This is a genomic window from Mojavia sp., from assembly GCF_059505145.1.
Genome location: NZ_JCACKA010000077.1, coordinates 1 through 25757, shown reverse-complemented (window position 1 = coordinate 25757; position 25757 = coordinate 1). Strand labels below are relative to the sequence as shown.

Sequence of the window (25757 nt, the reverse complement as noted above, 5' to 3'; positions counted from 1 at the left end):
CCCTACAGAAGATATTTGTGGTAACTTGAGGTTGCAGATTTGTAAAGATGGAATAATAAGGAAAATATTCGTTCTTTAACCACCATCATTCTCCCTTGGATCTCGGATGTTGCTGTTCTGAACACGAAGTTTCGAGTTTGGAACACGAAGTTTCGAGTTCTGAGCATGAAGTTCCGAGTTTTGAGCCTGAAGTTCCGAGTTCTGATGGTGAAAACTGGTGTTAAAAACCTGAAGTTCCGAATTCTGATGGCGAAAACTGGTGTTAAAAGCTCGAAGTTTCAAGTTCTGCTCTCAAAGTTTTGAGTTCCCAACTTAAAACTTGCTGATCGGAGGTTGATTTTGGCTGAGTTAGCACCTTTCGCTACGGTAGTAATTGTAGTTCACGACGCTCTCTACTTACTTGCTTGCATAAGTTCGTAGATAAACTAAAGTAAAGTTATCGTGAGCTAAAAAAAAGATCATGTCTTCGCTTCCTGTCAACGACGCTCAAAAGAATTTACAACAGCTGATAGACCAATTGGCAGAACAAGGTAAACCTGTGATAGTTCAGGGTGAACGCGGTAATGCGATTCTGCTTGCAGAAAAAGACTGGTCTGCAATTCAGGAAACTCTTTACTTGCTATCTATACCTGGAATGCGAGAATCTATCAAAGAAGGATTAGCAACCCCAATCCAAGAATGTGATGAGGAGTTGGATTGGTGAGTGATGGCAGTAATGGAGAGCTAATTCCGAATGCTGAAGTATCTGTAGGGTGGGCAATGCCCACCGAAACCCGCAAAAATCAAGTATGAATCCTATATAGAAAAACTGAAACTTTGTTCATCGAGTAAGTGCAGGAATTTTTAATTAGTTTTAATCGTCATCATCTTCTTCTTTTTTATCTTTCCTATTCTTTTTTTCATCATCATCTTCATCGCCGTCATTCTCTTGCTCTGATTCAGATTCTTGGTTAGATTGATTCTTGTACCGTTCGTTTTGTTGCTCAGTTCGATTTAGTGGGTTCTGTACTTCATTAGAGCAGCTGATTAATCCTAGAGAAATTGATATTAAGTTAATAGCGGCAAAAATGACACCTAGGATTTTTATACTCAATGGTTTGTTCTGATTTAGCATTTCCCGGAACTCTTAAACGGTAAATTGGCTCATTTCTCCAACATAAACTAAATTTCTGTTGCAGAACCATTATTTTTACTGAGCGATCGCATTTCAGCTATCAAGCCAATGATGTGTCCTCCACAGGAGTTACCACGGGTATTACTTGATCTACACCTGAAGCTTGTTTAATTCCTGTACAATTGTGCCTGAAGCAATGCTGTATGCAAGCGATGTCTCCGACGGGCTACGCCTACGCCTTTTTTTTACCATCATTCATGCTTGAATCGTGGTGGTTGCAGTTCTAAGCATGAAGTTCCGAGTTACCAGGATGAGCGATCGCCTTTTTTTCACCATCATTCACCATCGGAGCTCAAAATTTCATGTTCGGAAGGCGAAATTCCGAGTTCCGAACTCGCAACGCCGAGTAATTTACTCCAACATCCGAGTTCCGATCTGCAACGTTGCACCTTTGAAGTGCAATCGCCGAGTTATTTTTTACAACGCTGTTTCTTGAGGCTTGGACTTCTTAGATTTACGAGCAAATCTTTGCCCCATTTCCTCAACTACTGTCTCTAAACCAGCACCTTGTCCACTAGCTTTGGCATAAGTATACACCTGCAAGGCGGCTGCATAGGCTTCACTACCCACAGCTAGCGAAGTATCATCCACCAATTCTTGTAATTGTGACAGCGATAGCAATACTGGATACAAAGCTTCAAACAATTGTACGTCTTTCCGCATTTCATCGAGGTCAAACGATCGCGGTAAAAACTCTGGGTTCTGTGTGGCTACCTCCAATGCTTTGCTGACAAAGGCGCGGCTTTTATCTCCCATCTTGGGTAAAGCTTTACGCTCTTCGTTACTTAAATCAATCAAAAATGGTAGCTTGTCTTTAATGGTGGCGATCGCTTGCAACACAGCATCTCTGTCTGATTGCTTTAGTGTTGCACTAATTGGGGCTGTGGACATAGGAATTAGTCTCCCGTATGTTTATTAATTTTAGAGTGCCCACATATACAAGTTGAATTTCAATACGCACTAATAAACATTCCGAGTTCAAAGGGAGAGCGATCACTACGCTGTTAAAAATCAAAATTCTTCTTCCTCGTCAACTTCCTCGCTTATTAGTGGCGCTTGTGAGCTATGACGGACATGAAGCACAAAAACAGTATCTTCCCGAATAGCGAACAAAATACGGTACTTATTTCTTGACTTACCGTAAATAAGTTGACGGATTTCTTCCGTAAGCGCATCATTTTCTGGAGCTAAAGCGCAACGTAGAGGCTTTTCTTGCAGAGTAGCAATAGTATCCATTAACTCCCGAAACCATTTATCCGCGTAAACTGGGTTGCGCTGTCTCAACCAAGAGTAAGCAGTATCAATTTCAGCTCTTGCAGTTTGAGTCACCCTAACTTGAAATGCCATACTTTTGCTGCATTTCTTGCTCAAATTCGCTCAGGGTAGTAGTTCTACCAGCTTCTACATCTTCAAGCCCCTGCTTAATTCCGGCGATCGCTTCTAATCTTTCTAACGTATCCAAAAGTTTTTGGTAAGACTCTGCATCTTGAACCACAAGCTCGGCTTTACCATTAACTGTCAGCACTACGGGTTTACCTGTCTGCTTCATCTGCTGTATGAATTCCAACGTATTGCGCTTAAAGCTAGAGAGTGAATGGATGTCTCGACTAATGTTTAGCATGGAGTTGATTAGGCATTAAACTTGCACTTAATTTAATGCTATCTCGACAGCTTCCGCCCAGACCAATTTGTATTGCAAGCTAACAACATTGTTCATTGTTAAGCCAGTACCACGTTTTACTTGAGAAAAATCGCACATCGCGCTAGTCTTCATTAGCAAAACTGCACGCTGTGATATCAAGCGATGACGACAAATCAAATCTCCCCGCAAATTCCTTCTTGTAATTGGAGTCGTCCCATCGGTTTAGGTTGGGACAAACCTTATACTGTTCGCTACGCTAGTAATATTGATGATGGCCCTTGGCACGGTATGCCTTTAGGTGGCTTTGGTGCGGGTTGTATCGGCCGTTCTTCAGGGGGAGACTTTAATCTGTGGCACATTGACGGGGGAGAGCATACTTTCAAAAATAATCCCGCCTGTCAATTCAGTGTATTTGAATCTACTGGTACATCTTCTCAAGCTTATGCTTTATCTACCCAATCGCCTGAAGATGGAAGCTTGAAAGGTTGGCAATGGTATCCGGCGAGTGAAGCAGGGGGGATTGTGAATACAGGTACGTATCACGCGCTATACCCTCGCAGTTGGTTTGTTTACGAAAATGTATTTCAAGCACAGTTAACCTGTGAGCAATTTTCCCCGATTTGGGCAAACAATTATCAAGAAACTAGTTACCCTGTGGCGGTGTTTGTCTGGAATGCTCATAATCCCACCAATGCACCTATCACTCTCAGCATTATGCTTACCTGGGAAAATATGGTGGGTTGGTTCACAAATGCTTTGAAATCACCTGAAGTGAAAATCAGGGATGATGGCAGCCCGGTTTATGAATATCAGCCACGCTGGGGCGAAAGTCAAGGTAATTACAATCAAATAGTGGAAAATAACCAACACTTTGGTTGCTTTTTATCTGGGGTTGGTAGCGATGCATCTGTGCAAGAAGGAGATGGTAGCTGGTGCATTGCCACACTGAAACATTCTCAAGTGGAAGTATTTCAGCATACCCGCTGGAATCCGGTCGGTACTGGTGAAGAATTATGGCAGAGCTTTGCTGAGGATGGTTCTTTGCCTAATTATATAGATGCAACTCCGGCAACAGAGAATACACAAATAGGTGCAGCGATCGCAGTTCGTTTCACTCTGCAACCAGGGGAAACTCTAGAAATTCCCTTTGTCTTGGCTTGGGATTTCCCGGTAACAGAATTTGCAGCCGGAATCAACTACTACCGCAGATATACAGACTTTTTTGATCAAAGTGGTGAGAATGCTTGGGCGATCGCATCTACTGCTTTAAAAGAATACCAAAGTTGGCGATCGCAGATTCAAAGTTGGCAACAACCCATTCTTGACCGAGAAGATTTACCTTCTTGGTTGAAAATGGCTTTATTTAATGAACTTTATGACCTCACCAGCGGTGGTACTCTCTGGAGTGCCGCATCAGAACTTGATCACAGCGGTCAGTTTGCAGTTTTGGAGTGCTTAGATTATCGCTGGTATGAAAGTTTAGATGTGCGGTTGTATGGTTCTTTTGCGCTGCTGATATTGTTCCCAGAACTGGAAAAATCAGTCATGCGGGCATTTGCACGGGCAATTCCCCAAAGTGACGATCATTACCGAGTAATTGGTTATTACTATACAATTGGCGCAGATACGACAACGGCTGTCCGTAAAGTTGCAGGCGCAACACCCCATGATTTAGGCGCACCCAATGAACACGTTTGGGAAAAAACTAACTACACTTGCTACCAAGATTGCAATTTGTGGAAAGATTTAGGCAGCGATTTTGTATTGCAAGTATATCGGGATTTTCTGCTCACGGGTGCTGATGATGTGCAATTCTTGGCAGACTGCTGGTCTGCAATTGTCCAAACTCTCAACTATTTGAAAACATTTGATCAAGATGATGATGGAATTCCCGAAAATTCTGGTGCGCCCGATCAAACTTTTGATGATTGGCGGTTGCAAGGGGTAAGTGCTTATTGTGGCGGGTTGTGGTTGGCGGCTTTGTCAGCTGCGATCGCCATTAGTGATGTTTTATTAACGAACCGCCAAGACGCAGAGAACACAGAGGAGTTAAAGGTTCAAAAATCCATCTATGAAAAATGGTTAGCCCAATCTCGCCCCATCTACGAAGAAAAACTCTGGAATGGGCAATATTATCGCCTGGATAGTAAAAGTGGTTCTGATGTGGTGATGGCGGATCAGTTGTGTGGGCAATTTTATGCGCGCTTGCTGGGATTACCGGATATTGTAGCGAGCGATCGCGCTTTATCTGCGTTGAAAACTGTTTATGATGCTTGCTTCCTCAAGTTTCAAAATGGTCAGTTCGGTGCAGCCAATGGTGTTCTTCCTGACGGTTCACCAGAAAACCCCAAGGCTACTCATCCTTTGGAAGTCTGGACAGGTATCAACTTTGGACTAGCAGCTTTTCTAGTGCAGATGGGAATGAAGGATGAAGCATTGAGGTTGACACAAGCTGTAGTGCAGCAAATTTACGATAACGGCTTACAGTTCCGCACGCCTGAAGCCATAACTGCATCTGGTACTTTTCGTGCAAGTACTTATCTGCGGGCAATGGCTATTTGGGCAATTTACTTAGTTATTAGCCACTAACCGCTAGGGACTGGGTAGTGAGGGAAGGGATGAAGGTGTAGGGCTTCAAAAGCCTTATACCAAGTCTCAAGGGACAAGATGCGTAAGTTTTATATTTTGCGATCGCTACCTTGTCGTTGGTGTGATTGCTTTTTGAGCAGTCAATCTAGAATTTGCAACCAAATATACATAAACATAGAAATAGATGTTTTATTATGTGCGTTTTGGAGTGTACTCTACTGATGAGACATTAAGTGTCTATATAACTAGTGGTTTTATTTTCCGGGTGTTCTAAGAACTCAAGGAAAAGATAAGTAACACTCAGAAATAATTAAAAAACTGGCACTCAGGACTACAAGTTTAAAAAAGTCCCACATTGCTATCTTTAGTCATCCAAACTCTTACTATTACAAAGATTATGTTCACCAATAACAATTTTTGCTTAAGGAAAAATTCATTTTTGAAAAGTAAGTTTTGTAAAAAAAACTACCTCAATTAAGTTGCTAATCATAAAGTATTTTTAGTAAAAGTATGATTTTATAATTTATTCCAAGTGTTTTTTACTACATAAAAATATATTGAAACAAGTAAATACTATTTTAGGCAGGAGTAAAATTTGACAAAATTATGAGGTGAGAATTGAAGAACACAATCAAAGTTTTACAAGAATGCATCAGTACTTGGTTCCTATCATGATGGAATCATAAGTTGGGTTTTGCTAATCAAATGTTCTTTTTTAACTTTCACTTAGAGAAGCCACTGAAAAATGATAGGTAAGCAATTGGCGATTAATACTACGAGTAATTGCGTTTTGCAGAGGCTGTTGGAATGATCCAAACCAAAAAAATAGCTAGCGATCGCGCATTGGTTAAGAATCCACAAATCTGATTTTGGACGAAGCGACTAGTACCCTAGATGCCAAGTCAGAGCGGTAATTTCAACAGAATTTAGCCCAGAAGAGCCAAGACCGCACCACCTTTATCATTTCCCATCGTCGTCTCTCCAATGTCCGCGATGCTGAATGCATACTTGTTCTAGACCGATGTATCCTTTTTGAACAAGCGATTCATGAGACATTAATAGCAACTAGCAGTTTTCACTACCACTTAATCCAAATGCAATTTCATAATAATGACATTTAAATTAATGATTTAAATATTAATCAGGCAGCAAATATTTTTTGTATAAACTTAACATATTTGTACGTAAACTACATTTATTTTAGTGCTGACTTTTTATCAGGATGTAGCAGGTTAATTCTGCACATCCTTTTTATTAAAAAAAATAGTCGATGATTTATTAGAGCGCGATCGCTCTGATTAATACAGTTTATTTATCATAGCATAAAACTTTATTTTTAACAAAATTCTATAGCTAATTAATTGCTAGCTGCTATACAATATTGCTAAATTTTTTTTTTAATTTTACTAAGGCTTTAATAACCGTAGCCTATGCACGACAAGCAATATATCCAACTTGAGCAACAGCATACAATACATTATTGATAAAAATAATTTTCAATAGTTAGGATTAATTCCTTTTTATTAAATGCTGTTTATATTGCTAACTTAATCGCTTGTTTAGCAACAAAGTTAATGGTAGTATTTCCTAGTTAACTGACAAATGGAAGAACTTTCAAAGAATACTAAATGAGGGGTATTACCCCCCACTAATTAGTAAAATAGGGGACAAAATCCAAACTTGCACATACACAAGTAAATATTCCTACAAAATCAGTAAATTTAACTTATTAGCCACAAATTTGGCAGATGACATTAACAGCAAAAAATAGTATAAATAAAAATGTTGTTATTAATGATCAAGGTTGAAGACTTTTTCTTTCCTTGGGTAAAATACAAAGGATTTTGCTGAATTACTCCTAAAATTTTGGCATCATATTATACGAAAAATTTATCAGGGAAAAGTAATTGACTTAGGAGTTGGGAAGTTCAAGAGGACGAAACTGCATCTACCAAGAGCCAGACGGAGACTTTTTCAGCCAGTCATCTGACATAACAAAAGTAATTTTTTACCTTTGTTAACCATCTACCGCTAGCTGCCTTGCCCAGCTTTGAACTAATTAAGCAACCGCCAATAGGCCAAAGCAGTTTGTCAACCTCAATTTAAATACCAACAGCCAAAGAAACTGGATTGGTTTACTTCATCGAAGACAACTAACACTATGAATCAAGATATTCCTGGCATAAGTAGCAACTTCAATAAATCAATTCATCCTGAAGAGTTTGACCAAGTAGTTGAGGCAATTCTTTCTGGAAAGTATTCCTGGGCATGTGTTTTAATGCTACGTTTTGCTGGCTACAATCCTTTACACTACATTCCCTACCGCACCTATAATCGCTTACTCAAAGAAAACTCGCACATTAGTAGATCCAACCATCAGCAAAACTCAAACCCGAACATTGCCAAAAAATCTCCTGATTTAAGACCTGATACGAATGTTTCACCAACATGCTTAAGCAAAATTAAAGATTTAGCTTATCTTGAGGTAGTTGGCAAGCAAAAAGCAGAAATTCGTGGCGGTAGTATGGATCAGTGGTTGAAAAAGTAAGTTCAAGACTATTAACTAGTAAAATCTGAATTGAAGCTAGAAAGCATTCAAGGTTTTTCCTTAGAATAATGAAATTTAGTTAATATTTTTATTAATTAAATATAAGTAGGCTTCTTACACAAGTTAGGCTAAGGAAAACTCGGAGTCACTATAAAGTAGGGATGAGGGACAAGGAGAAGGGTGAAAGGAATTTGATTACCCTGTGCCTTAATCTTTACCCTTTCTCTACCTATTGTGATAGCTTTTCAATTGCTTCAATACAGATATATTTACAAAACTCAGGCGCACCAATACGACTTCTAATTTTAAATCTAAAATCAAAATGGTACAGCTTAATAATCTAAGAAATTGCTTTCTTTCAAGCGTGGGTGTTTATTAAAGGTGCGCTAAAGGTGCTTGTTTTTGGTAAAGTTCAGTTTTTAGTATTTCCTTATACAGAACAATATAAATAAAATTGACAGGCTGGATGTTAGCAGAAAGTAATGTCGAGTCTGGTTGAATATTTATTATCAGAACTGATGCGGGAACCCGGAGAGTTCTTCCGATAAGGGATTAGGCGGACATCCTCTTAGAAATCTCTTACAGAGAGCTATATAATCATATATGATCATATATAATCATAATTTCATGGCGTAATTAAATTTTCAGACTTAAGATAGATGCATAAAAAACTAGTATTCAGAAAAATGTTGATTTTTCCGTTCAGAGTCTATTAAACATATTGAGTAAAGGTTTAGTATACAAAATTTAGAAAAAGTTAAAAATTAAAAAGTTAATAAATTTATTATAAAGCTAGCATAAAATATTCATCGCTATTTCAAGATTAGGCTTGACTAAATAAAGTAAATTTACTAAATACTAGTAATGTAGTATGTTTATGTACTGCGTAAAGTTTTATTTCTTTATCGTAGACATAGCTCTTTAATGAGTTCAAATTAAAAAAATATACTGGATGAAAAAATTTGTTAATCTAGGGCTATAAGCAGCCTGACATTGAAACTCGACTTTGGTATAAAGCAACAGTCAATAATTAGAAATTCATGATTTCATCATCGATCAGCGAACTGGTTTTTGGTGTTTTGTTAAGAAACTGTTGTTTATGAAAGACTCAAAAGATATGTTGTCTGCATATGTTACCAAGTGCTCTTTCTTCTGCTTGAAAGCTATCTACACTTTGAAAATTGCTAGATAAGTTTTTAGTGAGGATTTTATATGATTCACAAAATATGCAATTGACTATGATTTTTTTGGCTTATTTCGTTAAGCTCAGAAGTCGGGACTTGAAACTAAGCCAACCGGGAACCATCCCCTAGACTTCCGAAAACCTAGGGGAATAAACCCGGCTTTTAGTTGCATATCAATAATAAAGAAATGAATTAGCCTTGCAGGGCTAATAAATTTCGCAGTTGTGAAACCTTAGCTATAAGTATCAAATCACAGCTGCTGCGGACGGATTGACCCACACTTTTACAGTTGACTGCAACTGGACATTTATTATGTCATACTATTCTAGTCAAGACAAGATTTTTGATACTATCTACACGCAAGAAAGCAGATTTTTAACTTCTTTTCAAAGGAAGGTTCTGCTCAAGAATTTGCAAGCTGATTTGCAGCCAGAATATCGTCGTCGGATTGAAATTATGTTGCTAGCAGACAGCGGTAAATCTCAAACGCATATCTGTGAAATATTAGGTTGTTCGCAAGAAATGGCACGATACTGGATTGCTGTAGCACAAGCAGGTCTAGCACATAAATGGAACGAGCGACCGATAGGTAGACCTAAGACTGTTAATCATCAATATTTGGAAAGATTGAAAGAATTGGTGAGTTGTAGCCCTCGTGAATATGGTTATGGATTTAGTTGTTGGACAGCTCAATGGTTAAGCAAACATCTTGCTAAAGAATTTGGCATTGAAATCAGCGATCGCCATATTAATCGCCTACTAAAACAAATGGGGCTTTCAACCAAGCGAAAATCCTCTTACCAACAACAAACTAATTGTTTAAAGAATGCTGGCATTACAATTTGCGACTTGCAATCTAACTCCCAGCCTAGTTTTCACTTGAGCAAGAGAGAGAGTTAGGGAATGAGAGCCACTAAAAAAAGTAGAGATAATTCATCAATTATCTCTACTTTGTCAAATTATTGAAATATGGCTTAATTTTTAGCTTGTGGTTGTGGAGGAGGAATCGTCACATCTATTGGCGTTACTTGCGCTGCTAATTGTGTCAGTGGTGGTTGGATAGCGTTTTGATTTCCCACTACCAAAGTCACGATATTTTCTGGCTTGAGGTATTGTCGTGCTACTCGCTGCACATCGGCTGCTGTCGTTGCTGCTACAGCTTTTTGGTAGCGAAACAAGAAGTCGGCAGGGTAGCCATAATATTCGTATCGCATCAAGCGTGATAGAGTTTGGCCAGGGTCTTGAAAATTAAAAACAAACGAGTTGAGCGTAGACTCTTTAGCAAAAGCGAGTTCTTGTGGTGTCACTCTTTGAGTCTGGATACGCTTAATTTGGTCTTGCAAGGCTTTGACAAACTGTACAGTTGTTTGCGATCGCGTTTGTCCCCCAGCAATGAACATTCCCGGATAATCGAAGCGGGGACTCCATTGACCATATACAGAGTAAGCTAAACCTTGGCGCGATCGCACCTCATTAAACAAGCGTCCACCAAATCCATTTAACACCCCATTCAACACATCGAGCGCTGCATAATCAGGACTATCTAACCTTCCGCCCAAATGCCCAATGAGAATATTACTTTGAGTCAGTTGCGGCTGATTCACAAAAAACACACCGCCGGTTTTAGCTTGGGCAACCTCTGGCAGTTGGGGTTTAGCCAGCTTCGGATTAGGTTGCCAATCGCCAAACTTAGCTTGAATGAGCGATCGCATTTTCTTGGGTTCAAAATCTCCCACAACCCCCAAAATCATATTATTGGGGTAAAAATACTGCTGATAGAATTTGAGCAAATCTTCACGGGAAATTCGATCCAATGTCGCATACTCCATTATGCGGGCATAAGGGCTATCTTGTCCGTAGATCAATTTCCGAAATTCCCGCCCAGCAATACTATCTGGATTATCATTACGACGGGCAATACTACCCCTGCCTTGTGTCTTTGCCAAATCCAGCTTTTCCTGAGCAAACACAGGTTCGCGCAAAACTTCAGCAAACAGCCCCAAAACTGTTTCTATATCTTCGCTGAGTGCATCAAAACTAGCATTACCAGCAGTTTCACCAATACTAGTTTCCACCGCCGCCGCCCGCTGCTCTAATATCTCGTTGATTTCGTCAGGCGAGTGCTTTTTAGTTCCCCCTGTTCGCATCACCGCACTTGTAAAACCAGCTAAACCAACCTTCTCTGCTGGCTCCAAGCGACTTCCTGTACGCAATAAAGCTATACCATTTACCAACGGTAGCTCGTGATCCTCCATTAAATATACAACCAAGCCATTTTGAAGCACAAACCGCTCATACTTGGGTACTTTAACTTCAGGTAACGGTGGCAACTGCAACTCTGTGTAATGCTTTGCCTCTGCTGTCGCCGCCAGAGAAAAGTTAAAAGAAAAAAGTAAAAAGGCACAAGCCGCAACTAATGCATAAATTAGCCTTTTACTCTTGTGAATTTTGAATCCCATCTGCCTTTTACTCTTCACCTTGTACCTCTGCATATCTTTTTGCTGTCAACATTGGGTGTTAAAATTTTGAACTGTGAATGAGTGAATTTTGAATTGCTTAACCCTGTTTCGACAACAGCTTGCCAATCGTGCGGTTCTCAGGCGTAAATGATGCTTTTGCCACTCGCTGAATATCAGCAGCATTCACTGCGGCAATTTCATCCAACTGCTTAAACAAATTCCGCCAAGAGCTAGTTTTTACCTCATATTCCAATAACTGCTGTGCCATCCCCATATTGGAATCGAGAGTACGCAATAAATCTGCCCTTGCTTGTGTCTTGACTCGTTGTAATTCAACCGCAGCAACTGGCTCAGTTTTTAATCTGTCAATTTCCTTACGCAAAGCCACCGCCAACTCATCAACTGTGTGGCCGGGAGCCGTGAGAGCATAAAATAACATGAGATTTGGGTACTTATCTCCAGGAAATCCACTGAAACCTTGGGCATTGAGTGCCAAACGCTGCTGTTCTACCAAAGACTTATACAGCCGTGACGTGCGCCCATTACTCAACAATCTGCTAATAATTTCGTAAACTGCATCATCTGGATGAGTCAGCGCCGGACGATGATAACCTTCTAAATACAAAGGTTGAGAAGGTAGCTGTACAGTAATTTCCCGTGTTTGTGTCTGTTTGGGTTCCACCGGGATTGATGCAACAGCTTTTGGCCTGGACTTAAAGCGTCCAAAGTAAGTCTGCGCTAGCCTTTTAACTTCAGTCGGGTTAACATCGCCGACAATAGCGATCGTTAAATTGCTTGGTGCATAATAGGTGTCAAAAAACTTCTGCACATCTTCAGGTGTTAGGTTGCGGATATCTTCGTCATAACCAATTACTGGACGCCTGTAAGGATGAACTTTAAAAGCTGTATCGATAAACTTCTCTACCATCAAGCCAATCGGGGAATTTTCTACCCGCAGACGCCGTTCTTCTAAAATCACATCTCTTTCTTTGTAAAACTCCCGAAACACAGGTTCTAAAAATCGCTCTGATTCCAGCGACATCCACAGTTCTAATTTATTAGCAGGAAAGCTGTAAAAATAACGCGTAGCTTCCGTAGAAGTAGTAGCATTTAAGCCAACGCCTCCTGCTTGTTCTACAATTCGTCCTAGTTCATTTTGCTTGACTAGCTTGGCTGCTTGTGATTCCACTTGCTGAAACTGGGCTTGTAATTTGGCAACTTCATCTTTTTTGCCACTAGCTTTTGCTGTTTGAATTTGGTTATCTAACTGTTGCAAGCGTTCTAGTAAAGGTTTTTCAGCAATGTAGTTTGTTGTACCAATGCGCTTTGTACCTTTGAAAGCCAAATGCTCAAGAAAGTGTGCTACACCTGTTTTTTTATCTGGCTCATCCACTCCACCTACATCTGCATAGGTAACAAAGGAGACTATTGGTGCTTGATGCCGTTCTAAAACAATGAACTTCAAACCATTGTCAAGCCGAAACTCTGTCAACTGTTGAATTACCCGATCCAAATAAGGTTGAATCGAAGTTTGAGTTTTGGGAGATGGCTGTACTCTTTGAGGAGGAGGTGCGGTCTGAGTTTGAGCTAGAGCGACTTCTGGTAATAACCCCCAGCTGAAAATCGTCAGTGCTAACAAAGTTACAACTAGCCGATACAGTATAGCTGGTACTTGGCTTAACCAATCTAAAAATGCTCGGAAGCAATTGAGCTGATTCATAAGCGACAATTAAACTAAATTTTCACTACCTAAGAGACAGGCGATTTGGTAAGCAGAGCGTTAATCTTGTATTAAGCTTTCTGTGCTTTTTGTACTTGACGTTAGACAATAATGCTACAAGTCGTGTTCCGAAGATCTCACAGTAACTGCTATGCGAGTTTTTAATTCTACTCCCCCCTCAGAGGCACAGACGCGTACCCGCATTTTACAGGCGGCACAAAAATTATTTGCCTCCCAAGGTTTTGATGGTACTACCACGCGGGACTTAGCACAGGCAGCAGGTGTAGCTGAGGGCACGTTGTTTCGTCATTTTCCCAACAAAAAGGCTATTTTGGTTGAGGTGGCAACTAATGGCTGGATCGACATTCTGACTGATTTGCTCACAGAATTGAGCGAAATGGGCAGTTATAAAGCTGTAGCTCAGGTGATGCGCCGCCGGATGTGGAATTTGCACAAAAATGTTGATCTAATGCGAGTTTGTTTTATGGAAGTGCAGTTTCACCCAGACTTGCGCGATCGCATTCAATTAGATGTCATTACTAAAATGACCGATGTGGCTGAAGCTTTCTTCCAAACCGCTATGGATAAAGGCATTTATCGCCAGACAGACGCCAAACTTGTCGCCAAGGTTTTCTTGGGAATGTTTGCGATCGCAGGCTTCTCCGACAATACCCTCATGGAACCAAACGCCTCCCCTCAAGAAATGCAGCAAATGGCAGAAGGACTTGCTGATATCTTCCTCAATGGTGTGCTAGCTAAAGAATGAGGCATTATTAACTCAGCACTCAGCACTCAGCACTATTTTCGCTTGTTGACTCCATTGCTGCACTTGCTCAATCGCTGGACATAAATCTCGTCGTTGCAATGTTGCTACTTGTAGGCGCATAATTTGTTGATGCAATCTGTGAGTAGGAGTCTGAGCCAACTGCGCTACAGAGCCAATACCCGCGTGCAGTAATAAACCACAATATTGCGGCCCTACGCTGGGAATACGCGCCAAATCTGCCAAAGCTATCCATTTATTTACATATTGCAAATGCACTTGCAATTTATTTGCTAAGGCTAACTTTGACTCTAGATTTTTTCCTTGTTTAACTAGTACTCCTGTAGTTTTAATTCCACAGTTTTGCAGTTGCAATTGTTCTTCTTGGCTCAATCCAGGTAATTGCTCAATCGGCCAGTCACAAGCTGCGATAGGGCTTCTATTATGTGTGTGTTTAGCAGGCATTTCATGAAACTCAAACTTAGGCTTCTTTAATATTGTGACTGAATAACATAGGAAAGTGCTGAGTGCTTAAGAGCAATGCGTGGGTACTTCACGCTACTTGAAAACTAAAGCTGAGGCTTGCCCAATTATTTACGTCCAAGGCGTAGGAGTCAGTAACGGTGCTATTTATCTCAGCTTTAACTGGGCTGGCGTTGTGTAAATCTTGTAGTAGCGCTTGGGCAACTTCTAAGGGATTCAACAATGGGCCTATGGGTTGTTGATCTGTGGTGAGATTTTTAGCAGTTTCCAAATTAGTTAGGGTTTCGCTGAAAGGGTAGGTGCTTAAAATTAGTTGGTGTTCGCATTCATAAGCCGGCCCTGGAATCACCCATCCAGAGGTAGCCGCAGCTTGTGGTAGGCTAATAGTCTCACCTGGAGCGATGACTATTGGTTTAAGTAGAGGTTTGGTTTCCGAGATGTCAGATTCTGCGGGGATTTCCCAGGGGTAGAATGCGATCGCACTCCTACTATTCTTTAATCCCAGCAGTATTAAATATACTGGGCGATCGCTTAGATTTTGCACCTTGTACTGCATTCGGCTCCCAATAGGCACAACAGGAGTTCTAAGTGGCTTGCTCATTGAAGTTTCAGAACCGAGAGATCGCATTGTTTCTCGTTGCATGACAACACGAGGCGATATGCTGTTAATAATCTCTAAAGATGCCTTGATTGCCAAGCGCGAAGAACCTTCATTTTCTGTAAGACGCCATAATTTTGCTGCTAGTAAAGTTGTTAATTTTGGTGCTAATCGCTGCACTGCCATTTTTACTGCTTCGCCTACTTCCTCAGCAGTGTTGAGAATTAGCTCGCCGCCAACAGAAAATAGACCATAACGAGTGGGAGGTTGCAATAGCTTAGCAAATAAATAATCAGCTGGTTGTTCTCCTGCTACTACAGTGGATACACGAGTAACAGTGGCAAAAGCGCTGGTAGCATCTACTCGCTCAATTCTTTCGAGTCCAGTATCTAAGCCAACTATTAAATTAATATTGCGGGGTAAAACTCGGACTGCTTCCTGGACAAGTTGTCCGACTTGTAAAGAATTAGTATTATCAAAAATGGGGATTTGTGCTTTTGCAGTTAATCCAGTGCGCGATCGCAATACTAACTGCTCTCCTGTGACTAAGCTAAATCGAGAGTTAATTCCGTAATTTTCTAGTACTTGTGGCGGTATTCCTCCTAACCACAGATTAACTGTTTTGCCATCTTCTTCCGTGGCTGTGATTACTCCCTCGGCCCCTATAGTACTGTTGGGCAGAAAATTATCTGCAAGTAAAATTGCTTGGGGATTTTTCTTACTACTTAATAACGCTGGCTGCTGTGTGCTACCCAGCTTGTGCATAGAAGTTTCCACATGGGAGAGGCTGACTTGAATTGTCTTGGCTGGGCTGGCTTCCCATAAATATTGTGTTAAGGCGTAGGTAAATAATCCCGCACTAAAACCGGACAGCAAAACTTCTCTCGCCGATTGCTTTGATTCTGAGGTCGCTGTCAGCAGCAGAGGCGGAGTCACTTCGCCCTTACTGAGTGAATTTTGCGTTTTGAGTTGTTTGAGAAATTCCAGTTCTTCTGTTGCTAGCTGGGCATCTATTATTTCTGGGCGGGCGCGAATTCGCAATCCCGTTGGCTGGATTGTATTAGGAGCGTAGTAGCTAGTATCAAATACTGCTGTGACACGATCTGTAGGAAGCGATCGCAACAATGAAAGTAAGCTTTCTTCTAATAAATAATTGACAATATTAGTATTTTGTGGATTCTTGCTCTCATCGATTGGTACTAGAGCGTTTTGTACAGTATCGGTTTCTGTTTTGATGCGAGTACCGTAACCGCTAAAGTGAAAAATAACGGCATCGCCTGGTTTAGTTTGCTTACCGAGATGATCTAAAAAAGCCGCTTCAATAAATTCTCGGCTAGCTTGTTCCTCAGTTAAGGTGAGGATATCTGAAGCAGAGAAGCCAAAGCGATAAATTAACAGTTCTTTTTGTAGTTCCACATCGGTTAAACAACCGCTAAGAGAGGGGCTTTTTTGGTATTGATTTATGCCTATAAGTAAAGCCAGTTTACGCGGACTGGGTTGTGCCAAAGCTTGGTAATAGCGTAGGCTTTGCCCGCCGAAGGCATCGCCCAAAGTCAACCACTCAGTTTCAGTTATACCCAATACCGCGAGTATTGAGCCAATCCGTTGTAAAAAAGTCCGACGCTTCATAAATTAGCCATCAGCCCGTCAGCTAACAGCTTAAAGGGCTGAAGTCTGCTGTGTAAAGTTAATACTGTTTGTCTGTTAATAGACTACCCTAAGCCAATGCTTGTACTCGCATTGCCCGTGCCAATTCTGCGGCTACTTCAGGACGAGAAAATTCTGGCGGTGGTAATTCACCTCGACGCAGCATTTCTCTCACCTTAGTTCCTGAGAGGTGAACGCGCTCTTCTGGTCTACTAGGACTAGTTTTAGTCGTTGCCATCTGTTTAGTGCGAGTGCAGTAGAACGCGTGTTCAAATTTCATCGGCACAATGCCCAATTCATGGGCTGCAAATTCATCAAAGATGTACTGAGCATCGTAAGTACCGTAGTAGTCACCTACGCCTGCATGATCTCGCCCGACAATAAAGTGAGTGCAGCCGTAGTTCTTGCGAACTAAAGCATGGAAAATTGCCTCACGAGGGCCAGCATAACGCATTGCCGCTGGATTAATTGCCAAAATTACCCGGTCTTGGGGATAGTAGTGTTCTAGCAAAATTTCATAACAGCGCATCCGCACATCAGCAGGGATGTCATCTTCTTTTGTCGCCCCTACTAATGGGTGCAAAAATAAACCATCGACGGTTTCTAAAGCGCACTTTTGAATATATTCATGGGCGCGGTGGATGGGGTTACGAGTTTGAAACCCAACAATTGTTTTCCAGCCTTTGGTTTTAAACATTTGCCGAGACTCGGCTGGATCGATTTGGCAAGCGGGAAACTGAGGATGAGAATCACGTTGCAATAGCCAAATATCACCAGCAAGATTGACAGAACCTTGCTTATAGACTACCTGCACTCCAGGATGTTTAGCGTCATCAGTGCGGTAAACATTGACGACTTCGCGGGTTTTGTCGTAATGATACTTTTGCGTCAGTTGCAAAACCCCAATGTACTCACCTCTGGGGTTATCCAGACGGACAAAGCCGCCTTCCTGCAAAGGAGCAGCTACTTCTTCTGCTACCGACAGTGTAATTGGAATTGACCACACAAGACCGTTAGCTAGCCGCATTTCTGTAACCACGCGATCGTAGTCCTCTTGGTTCATAAAACCTGTGAGTGGACTAAAACCGCCGATCGCAATCATCTCTAAATCAGAAACGGCTCGCTCGTCAAGTTGCACTCGTGGCAAAAACTCTGCTTTTGAGAGAAATTCTGCCCTTTGTTCTGGTGTGGCGATGCGATTAACCAACTGTCCACCGTGGGGGGCAATGGCATCTGGATGGTGACTCAATGTAATCCCCTCTTTGAGTTAACTGTTATTGTTTCAAAGTATGTATTAACTTTATCAAAATGCTGATACGTAGAGAAAAAGAGTTTGGCTATGACTTACAAATTCAGAAACAATTTTCTATAGTACAAAAATACTATATTAATTTCGGGAACAAGTATGCTTAATTGTCATGATGTTGCCAAATATTTTCTTGCTCAATCAGCATATACCTCATTGTCCAATTTATCGCTGGTTTCTGCACCAAAATCGTCTTTAAAATCAATGTTCCCACAATCGTCTGTATTGCAGCCATTGCACATGAAATCACCAATGTCGTCTTGAATGGCTTTGTTCATCTGGATAATCGCTTTTGTACAGTCTTTTGCATTTTCAATCATCTCCATTTGCTGATACAGCTTAAAAGCTTCTTCATAGGCAGAAATAGCATCTGAATAATGGTATAGAGAATCTAGAGCCAATGCTAAATTAAACCAGCCATTAGCTTCAAATTGATTATGATGACTATGGTGAGCAGCTTCTATTCCGCGTTGAAGGTAAGAAATAGCTTGTTCATACTTTTCTAGCTGGCGGTATGTGTTGCCTATATTAATTAATGACCCTGCTGCTCCTTGAGGATCATTAAGCTTTGATTTAACTTCTAACGAAAAATGATAATAATCAATAGCTAATTGGTACTCTTCAAGATCACTGTAAATCATGCCTAAGTTATTTAATGCGTGAGCCTCAAACTCTGTATTCCCAATTTCTCTGACGATTTCTAAGCCACGTCGGCTATAGTCCAGTGCTTCTTCATAGTTTTCTAAATAAAAGTAGGCGAGACCCAAATTTACAAGAGAACCACCGATGTTGTCTCTATCATTAATTTCCTCGGCAATTTGTAAGCAATTTTGATAATATCCAATGGCTATTTCGTGATTTCCCATTCGATCATGAGCATCACCCAAACAAGTAAGTGTAGTTATAAATTCCCATTTTTCGACTTTTCCGGGAATCCAAAATTCTATTAATCGCTCATAAAGAGCAATTACGATATTCAAGTAGCCATGCGAACTTAAGAAGTTATAAACACAATTTTCATAATCATCAGTATCAAAAATTGTGTAAAAGGCTTTTGTATATTTTTTAGAATCACACAGATTGTTGAATTTATCAATATAGGGTTGAACTTGCTCAATTGTCTGCCATGCATACTCTTTAATTATGCTTGTAAGTTCTGTATTTTTATTTTTGTTAGCTTGATAATTTTGTTCATTTTCTTGCCCAAAATTAGGAACATTTGCTTGAGAGATTTTTTTATAATTTCTTAAGATTAGATAACGAGCTTTTCTCTCTGTCATTTTTCCCTCTGTCGTTTCATCCGGGAAAAGCATTTTAATAAGTTCGTAAGGCTTCTTTAAATAGCTATTTACTGTATCAGTTGTAATGTTTAGTTTTTTAGCAATCTGATCGCGAGGTAAGTCAATAGCAATAGCTTTTAAACATCTCTGCTCTTGGGGATTCAACCCATCTCCACCATTGCACTTCAATAGATCCAGGTAAAATTTATTCCAATCGCATAATTGGTCAACTTCTGAGAAGTCTTCGTTTAACTTATCTGTAAAATTTGGCATCGGTTCAATGTCTTTGTCTTTACTGCTCAAGGTTATCAATTGCTTTGGGTGATAGACTACCCACAAAATCACCCACAAAATTGCCTACGCTTGTGTAGAGACTTAGTTGGAGTTTTCCAGATAGCTTGTAAACAAATAAATCAACGAATCTGGAGAGAGTTAAATGACAGCTTATAATCACAACGCAGTCTACACTAGCCATACAACATCCATCCAGGCAAATTTTCACCAATCTGAATTTTTTGAGCAAGATACGCATTTCTTCACTGCCGACTTTGAGCGAGGAGAACTGATAAGTGGTTACGCTCTGTCTATCTTGGAATTGGTGCGTGGTATTTTGGGCGAAAACTACTGGTACTTCACCGAATTTCCTTTGCAAATAGCCTGCCCTAAAAGCGAAGGGGTTTACCTAGAGGATAAAACCTTGTGGCAGTTCTGGGTTAACTCTAGGGTAGACATAATTGTGATGAACCCTCATTTGGGTGAAAACTGCCGTAAAGCTTGTCTAATGTTGGAATGTCAGTCTCCCTGGCATGACCTGGAAGATACTCAACGGCGCGATCATACCAAATTTGATATTATTGCCTCTACAAAAACCCCTCTAATTTACGTTCGTTATGCTGACTATCCTAGAATTTTGCGTTTTTGGAGTCAGGGTAATAGTGATGAGGTATTTTATAATCCCTTTACTCAAGATCGTAAGACAGAGTTGAAAGAATTCTTCACAAGCTACTGTCTGTGAATTTGGAGCGATCGCCCTGACTTCTTCAACCTCAGAGTAGAGTGAACTAAGTGCGATCGCCATGTTTACATCTATGGTTGATGCTAGCTAGATATAAGGTATTGGTGATCGCGTAGAGACACTGGATTACAATGTCCCTACATGCGCGTTAACTAACTAAACTGTTCAATAATTCCGCCGCCTAAGACTTTATCATTGTCATACCACACCGCAGCTTGGCCGGGGGTGATGCTGAATTGGGGTTCATCAAACACTAAGCGGACGCGGGAGTTTTCCAGAGGAATCACCGTTACTGGTGTGGGATGGGAACGATAACGAATTTGCACTTCTGCACGAATTGGGGTGGATGGTTCAGCGATGGAAACCCAATTTACCCGGTTTACAGTGCATTCTGGCTGAGTTGCCTTAGTCCGATCGCCTACAATTACTTTATTATTCATCGCATCTAATTCAATCACATACAGCGGTTCAGGTGCAGCAATACCCAATCCTTTACGCTGTCCAATGGTGTAATGATGGACACCATCGTGTTGTCCTAAAATTTTACCGGATGTATCTACAATATCGCCTTTTTTCGGGGCTAAATACTTATCAAGAAATGCCCGCATGGAACCATTACTTTCTACCAAGCACAAGTCTTGGCTTTCTGGCTTATCGGCGGTTGCGAGTTTGTATTCAGCAGCAATGCGGCGCGTGTCGGCTTTTTGCATTTCTCCTAGAGGAAATACTGTAGCTGCTAGTAAATCTTGAGACAAGTCATAGAGGAAGTATGATTGGTCTTTGTTGCGGTCAACTGCTCTTAGTAGCTGGTAACGCCCAGTAGCTTCGTCATAGTTAATTTGGGCATAATGACCAGTAGCGATGCGATCGCATCCTAGTTGCTCACGGGCATACTGCACCATTGGGCCAAATTTTACAGTTTTATTGCACTGCGAGCAAGGCAGAGGGGTGATCCCAGCGCTGTAACCAGCCACTAAATAATCGACAATATTAGTCTGAAAGACATCTCGAATATCAACAACTTGATGAGGAATGCCGAGTTGTTCGCAGATATTAGCCGCGTCGATCATTCCTTCAGAGCAACACTGACCTTTGCCTTTCATTAGCCAAAGCGTTAAACCAACAACTTCATAGCCCTGATTGTGCAGGATTGCAGCAGCGGTGGAACTGTCTACGCCACCGGAAAGACCAACGACGACTTTTTTCATGTCCTTAAATCTTGTTAAGCTAGTGACTGCTACTAACGCTAATGCTAAACATAAAACGCAGGTTTTTAGGGGTTAAAACCTATGCCATGCAGCCCTATGGCAAAATATAAACTTTGTTCAACTTGCAAATTGTAAATTTTATACAATCAACTTGACACCGTGTTTTTGGGTATCATGATTGCAACTAATGACAACCCACACTCTTGAAACTACTTGCTTCTGTGCTGTACTGATAATAGTAGCCCTTTACTCAATGTGTGAGTACAGGCTATTTATACAAGCACAATAGAGAGTTGCGAGATTGTTTAATTGTAGCATACATCCTTCAAAGCCTTACGAGTAAAGCACTTCCGTTTTTGGTAAATATATAAAAGATAACTGTGAAATTAATCAATAATAATAACCGTAAAATTAATGAACTTTCACTTTAAGAATAAGATAAAAATCAACATAATTAAGGATTTATACTACTTTCTTATGTAAACAAATCACATAGATATTTAATCTATTACTAGTAAGGTAGAGATTTTATCAAGACCTATGCATTACCACACAAATCAAGCAAATCTAAGTTAACACTGATATAGGTGCTACAACAGACAGCCTCAATTAGTTCCTTGAGGAAATTTTCGAGAAATCCTGTTACTACTATGTCCAAAACAATACCAGATAGACTGATAACATTTCCAATGCTGCCTTTGTTCTTGGGAGGATACTTGGCGTTGATCCCCGACTCTACCCCAGCACAAGCACAAACCGCCAATGGTGGTATTTTATTGGCACAACGAACGGTGGTTGACAGTTTACCCCCACCGCCAAATTTCCAATTAACTCCCTATAAACAACAACGATTAAAATCACCACAAAGGCAACCAATACGACAAGTACCGTGGAACTCATATAATCAAAACTTTCAACCATACCAAAGAGTGAGGGGCAATCAATATAATCAAACTAATCAAAACTTTCAGCCTTATAAATCAGCGCAAGCTAATTCATATAGTTGGAATTATGAACGCTATTTAGTGTATGTTGAAGGCAATAGTTATCAGCAACTGGAACGCATACGCCAGATTGAAGGTAGCGCTTATATCCGAAATTACAATGGACGTTCCGTTATCCAATCAGGAGCTTTTAGTAAAGCAGCTAACGCCCAACAACGAGTTAGAGAACTGGAGTTAAATGGCATCAGTGGGGCAAGAATTGTCAAATCCACTAATGGTCAGGAAATAGGATATTCTGCTAACACCGGAGGAAATTCTAGGCAAAAAAAATCTGATTTTTACTATGTAACTGTTCCTGCTAAATCAGAAGCATTATCTTCTATCGCCAGCCGAATTCGGCAGAATTCAGGACGCTATGACATTGTAGTCGAAAGAGCAAAACCATTAGGGCCACACGTAGCAGTTGGGCCTTTTACCCGGCGCTCAGATGCAGAGCAATGGAATGACTATATACGAAAATTAGGATATGGTAACGCCAGAGTTTATTACGGCAGATAATCTAGCGGTTGTAGGTTGAATGCAATACAACTTTTGGAGTTGGCGAAAAGGAAAAGGGTAAAGGGCAAAGAATGATTTCAGCCTTTACCCTTTTTTGTAGGACTTACGCACTGAAGCCTGAAACCCTGATCCCCCCTAGCCCCCCTTAAAAAGCTACCGTGTACACACAAGTCTTTGAGAGTTGTCCCACAGGCTTTTGATCCCCCCAACCCCCCTTAAAAAGGGGGGCTAAAATCCCTCAAAGTCCTCCAATTTATCGGAGGATAATGACGGATCTACAATGATTTCGGTTTAGTACACAGATGTGTGTACACCGTAGCCTTAAAAAGGGGGAAAGTCTAAAGCCCCACGCCACTGAGGGACTCGAGGAACCCGCAAGGGCGCAGGGCTGCCCCTTTTTAAAGGGGTTGGGGGATCTGAGTGCGTAAGTCCTGTTTGTTTCTATGTTTACTAAAAAGAATTACGCCTCAATATTTCTGCATTGGTTCTGTCTGACTCCCCGCACCTGATGTTAAAAGTAAAGAATGAGAAGTTAAGGCGGATCTCATTAGTTACAACTCAGCAATCAGGACTGATGCACAATCGGCAAGAACAAATTTCCCAAATCGTAGTTACCGCTGGGCAGATGCGGGATATTGAAGAGCGTATCTTTGCAGCCGGAATGCCTGTAGCGGCTTTAATGGAAAAGGTGGCTGGATTAATTGCCCGTCGCATTCAGGTAATGATTCCTGATAAATCTCGTGTTGGGATTTTGGTAGGCCCTGGTCATAATGGCGGAGATGCTTTGGTAGTAGCCCGTGAACTACATTTTTGTGGGTATGAAGTTTGGATATATAATCCTTTCTCGAAGCTGAAAGAATTAACTACACAGCATTTGCAATATGCCCAAAGCGTAGGTATTCCTTGTTATCAAACAATTGAGCAGTTGCCAGATTGTGATTTATTAGTTGATGGGTTGTTTGGATTTGGCTTAGAAAGAACGCTCACCGATCCGATCGCTTCTGCAATTAATCAGCTAAACACATGGAATCAGCCAATTTTTAGTATTGATTTGCCTTCAGGTTTGCACACTGATACTGGTGAAGTTTTAGGAATTGCAATTCGTGCTACCCATACATTTTGCTTGGGTTTGTGGAAGCTTGGTTTTTTGCAGGATCAAGCTTTAGATTATATCGGCGAAGCTGAGTTAATTGATTTTGATATTCCTGTGGCTGATGTGCAAGCTGTACTCAAGGATGCACCGAAAATTACACGCATTACGACAGCAAGCGCCATCAAGAATCTGCCTTTACCTCGTCCACCAGTCACGCACAAATATAAGGAAGGGCATTTACTGTTAATTTGCGGTTCGCGTCGCTATGCTGGTGGTGCAATTTTAACTGGTTTGGGTTCCCGTGCTAGTGGTGTGGGGATGCTCTCAATTGCTGTGCCAGAATATCTTAAACCGCTTTTAGTTTCGCATTTACCAGAAGCGCTGATTATTGGTTGTCCAGAAACAGAAACCGGAGCGATCGCTCACTTACAATTACCAGAAAAAACCGATTTGAGTTCCTTTGATGCGATCGCAATTGGCCCTGGTTTAACAATCGATAGCACTCCGATTGTGCAAGAGGTAATAGCAAGCAATCGCCCTTTACTTCTCGATGCTGATGGGTTGAACGTCTTGGCACAGATGGGAACTATCCCCACGTTACAAAAACGCCAAGCGCCAACGGTACTTACACCCCACGCTGGTGAATTTAAGCGGTTATTTCCTGATATTCCTAACGCTAATCAAGATAGAGTTAAAGCCGTGCGGGAAGCTGCAATGCAAAGCGGAGCAATAGTATTGTTGAAAGGAGCAAGAACTGCGATCGCTAACTCTCAAGGTGCTGTTTGGTTGAATCCCAAAAGTACCCCAGCTTTAGCCCGTGGTGGTAGCGGTGATGTGTTAACTGGGCTACTGGGTGGATTGTTGGCGCAAGCCGCAACTAAGCAAATAGCTGTTGAAGATATGGTAGCAACTGCTTCCTGGTGGCATTCTCAAGCAGGAATTTTAGCAGCCGAAGAACGGACAGAATTAGGCGTAGACGCATTTACATTGACACAGTATTTGATGAAAGTTCTCGTATAAAACTTACAGTATTTTGCAGATTAATAGACCACAGTAGAAGCACAACAATGTTGTGCCCTTATGATAATTTACAGAACTTACGCACTCAGATCCCCCAACCCCCCTTAAAAAGGGGGCTTTAGACGTTCCCCCCTTTTTGAAGGGGGGTTAGGGGGGATCAGGGTTTCAGACTTGGGTGCGTAAGTCCTAATTTAGTGTTTAGAGCGTGTATTCCATGCAAAGGAAAAACGCTGTAGCATCATTTTCAAAGACAGGAAACCAGGAAATGAGTCTTTGATACTCGTGATATCATGTCCATTCAAATAACCGTCATTGCGACTGTAGGGAAGCAATCCCAAAAACATTGCGATTGCGTCGTTTCACTTCGTTCCACTCGCAATGACATTAAGGGTGATTTGCCGGACATGATATGAATGAGTCTTTGAGGTGGATGAACGAGTCTTTGATACTCGTCAACGAGTCTTTGAGGTAGATGAACGAGTCTTTGATACTCGTGAATGAGTCTTTGAGGTGGATGAACGAGTCT

The 25757-nt window shown here is 41.1% G+C and carries 19 protein-coding genes and 2 pseudogenes; 8 read left to right on the top strand and 13 right to left on the bottom strand.

The genetic code is table 11. The annotated features are described in order from the left end of the window. Window positions 1-75 precede the first annotated feature (75 nt). On the bottom strand, window positions 76-282 hold the full coding sequence (locus AC5JL8_RS22240) for a hypothetical protein (protein ID WP_495881864.1): 207 nt from the start codon (window positions 280-282) through the stop codon (window positions 76-78). A gap of 178 nt (window positions 283-460) precedes the next feature. Here AC5JL8_RS22240 and AC5JL8_RS22235 point away from each other — a divergent pair, with 178 nt between their 5' ends. After that, the gene (locus AC5JL8_RS22235) at window positions 461-703 is read left to right on the top strand and encodes a type II toxin-antitoxin system Phd/YefM family antitoxin (protein WP_495881863.1); all 243 of its coding nucleotides are present in this window, start codon (window positions 461-463) and stop codon (window positions 701-703) included. Between the two features lie 150 nt (window positions 704-853). Here the strand turns inward: AC5JL8_RS22235 and AC5JL8_RS22230 are convergent, their stop codons facing one another. The 4 genes from AC5JL8_RS22230 to AC5JL8_RS22215 form a co-directional block, all read right to left on the bottom strand. Further along, complete coding sequence (locus AC5JL8_RS22230; RefSeq protein WP_495881862.1) at window positions 854-1093, bottom strand: hypothetical protein; 240 nt, start codon at window positions 1091-1093, stop codon at window positions 854-856. A gap of 498 nt (window positions 1094-1591) precedes the next feature. Continuing rightward, window positions 1592-2065, bottom strand: a complete 474-nt coding sequence (locus AC5JL8_RS22225; RefSeq protein WP_495881861.1) for a hypothetical protein — start codon at window positions 2063-2065, stop codon at window positions 1592-1594. A 120-nt stretch (window positions 2066-2185) separates the two neighbouring features. After that, complete coding sequence (locus AC5JL8_RS22220; RefSeq protein ID WP_495881860.1) at window positions 2186-2521, bottom strand: type II toxin-antitoxin system RelE/ParE family toxin; 336 nt, start codon at window positions 2519-2521, stop codon at window positions 2186-2188. Further along, window positions 2505-2795: a type II toxin-antitoxin system Phd/YefM family antitoxin gene (locus tag AC5JL8_RS22215; protein WP_495881859.1), complete on the bottom strand. Its 291-nt coding sequence runs from the start codon at window positions 2793-2795 to the stop codon at window positions 2505-2507. Before AC5JL8_RS22215 ends, AC5JL8_RS22220 begins: the two co-directional genes overlap by 17 nt. Window positions 2796-2978: 183 nt before the next feature. Here AC5JL8_RS22215 and AC5JL8_RS22210 point away from each other — a divergent pair, with 183 nt between their 5' ends. The 3 genes and pseudogenes from AC5JL8_RS22210 to AC5JL8_RS22200 all read left to right on the top strand — a co-directional run bounded on the left by AC5JL8_RS22210 (window position 2979) and on the right by AC5JL8_RS22200 (window position 10037). Beyond that, a complete protein-coding gene (locus AC5JL8_RS22210; RefSeq protein ID WP_495881858.1) occupies window positions 2979-5405 on the top strand; it encodes a GH116 family glycosyl hydrolase in 2427 nt (808 codons plus the stop codon). Window positions 5406-7566: 2161 nt separating this feature from the next. Further along, window positions 7567-7944 (top strand): annotated as a pseudogene (locus AC5JL8_RS22205) (HetP family heterocyst commitment protein); the annotation flags it as partial. A gap of 1505 nt (window positions 7945-9449) precedes the next feature. Continuing rightward, on the top strand, window positions 9450-10037 hold the full coding sequence (locus AC5JL8_RS22200; protein WP_495881857.1) for a helix-turn-helix domain-containing protein: 588 nt from the start codon (window positions 9450-9452) through the stop codon (window positions 10035-10037). Between the two features lie 74 nt (window positions 10038-10111). Here the strand turns inward: AC5JL8_RS22200 and AC5JL8_RS22195 are convergent, their stop codons facing one another. Then, window positions 10112-11629: a M16 family metallopeptidase gene (locus AC5JL8_RS22195; protein WP_495881856.1), complete on the bottom strand. Its 1518-nt coding sequence runs from the start codon at window positions 11627-11629 to the stop codon at window positions 10112-10114. 64 nt (window positions 11630-11693) lie between these two features. Further along, window positions 11694-13316 carry a M16 family metallopeptidase gene (locus tag AC5JL8_RS22190; RefSeq protein ID WP_495881855.1) on the bottom strand — a complete coding sequence of 541 codons (1623 nt, stop codon included), beginning with the start codon at window positions 13314-13316 and terminating at the stop codon, window positions 11694-11696. A 151-nt stretch (window positions 13317-13467) separates the two neighbouring features. Here AC5JL8_RS22190 and AC5JL8_RS22185 point away from each other — a divergent pair, with 151 nt between their 5' ends. After that, window positions 13468-14082 carry a TetR/AcrR family transcriptional regulator gene (locus tag AC5JL8_RS22185; RefSeq protein ID WP_495881854.1) on the top strand — a complete coding sequence of 205 codons (615 nt, stop codon included), beginning with the start codon at window positions 13468-13470 and terminating at the stop codon, window positions 14080-14082. Between the two features lie 12 nt (window positions 14083-14094). Here the strand turns inward: AC5JL8_RS22185 and AC5JL8_RS22180 are convergent, their stop codons facing one another. The 4 genes from AC5JL8_RS22180 to AC5JL8_RS22165 form a co-directional block, all read right to left on the bottom strand. Next, complete coding sequence (locus tag AC5JL8_RS22180) at window positions 14095-14544, bottom strand: DUF4332 domain-containing protein (protein WP_495881853.1); 450 nt, start codon at window positions 14542-14544, stop codon at window positions 14095-14097. Window positions 14545-14632: 88 nt separating this feature from the next. Beyond that, the gene (locus AC5JL8_RS22175; protein WP_495881852.1) at window positions 14633-16789 is read right to left on the bottom strand and encodes a caspase family protein; all 2157 of its coding nucleotides are present in this window, start codon (window positions 16787-16789) and stop codon (window positions 14633-14635) included. Window positions 16790-16877: 88 nt separating this feature from the next. After that, window positions 16878-18056, bottom strand: a complete 1179-nt coding sequence (gene sat, locus AC5JL8_RS22170) for a sulfate adenylyltransferase (protein WP_495881851.1) — start codon at window positions 18054-18056, stop codon at window positions 16878-16880. Window positions 18057-18250: 194 nt separating this feature from the next. Further along, on the bottom strand, window positions 18251-19696 hold the full coding sequence (locus AC5JL8_RS22165; RefSeq protein WP_495881850.1) for a tetratricopeptide repeat protein: 1446 nt from the start codon (window positions 19694-19696) through the stop codon (window positions 18251-18253). A gap of 133 nt (window positions 19697-19829) precedes the next feature. Here AC5JL8_RS22165 and AC5JL8_RS22160 point away from each other — a divergent pair, with 133 nt between their 5' ends. Next, on the top strand, window positions 19830-20408 hold the full coding sequence (locus tag AC5JL8_RS22160; RefSeq protein ID WP_495881849.1) for a hypothetical protein: 579 nt from the start codon (window positions 19830-19832) through the stop codon (window positions 20406-20408). A 152-nt stretch (window positions 20409-20560) separates the two neighbouring features. Here AC5JL8_RS22160 and mnmA read toward each other — a convergent pair whose 3' ends face one another. After that, window positions 20561-21616, bottom strand: a complete 1056-nt coding sequence (mnmA, locus tag AC5JL8_RS22155; protein WP_495881848.1) for a tRNA 2-thiouridine(34) synthase MnmA — start codon at window positions 21614-21616, stop codon at window positions 20561-20563. Between the two features lie 650 nt (window positions 21617-22266). On the opposite strand from mnmA, the gene AC5JL8_RS22150 reads away from it, so the two are divergent. Further along, window positions 22267-23118, top strand: coding sequence for a hypothetical protein (locus AC5JL8_RS22150; protein ID WP_495881847.1), 852 nt, complete (start codon window positions 22267-22269; stop codon window positions 23116-23118). A 574-nt stretch (window positions 23119-23692) separates the two neighbouring features. Then, on the top strand, window positions 23693-25231 hold the full coding sequence (locus AC5JL8_RS22145) for an NAD(P)H-hydrate dehydratase (protein WP_495881919.1): 1539 nt from the start codon (window positions 23693-23695) through the stop codon (window positions 25229-25231). 298 nt (window positions 25232-25529) lie between these two features. Here AC5JL8_RS22145 and AC5JL8_RS22140 read toward each other — a convergent pair. Beyond that, a pseudogene (locus tag AC5JL8_RS22140) lies at window positions 25530-25757 on the bottom strand (hypothetical protein); the annotation flags it as partial.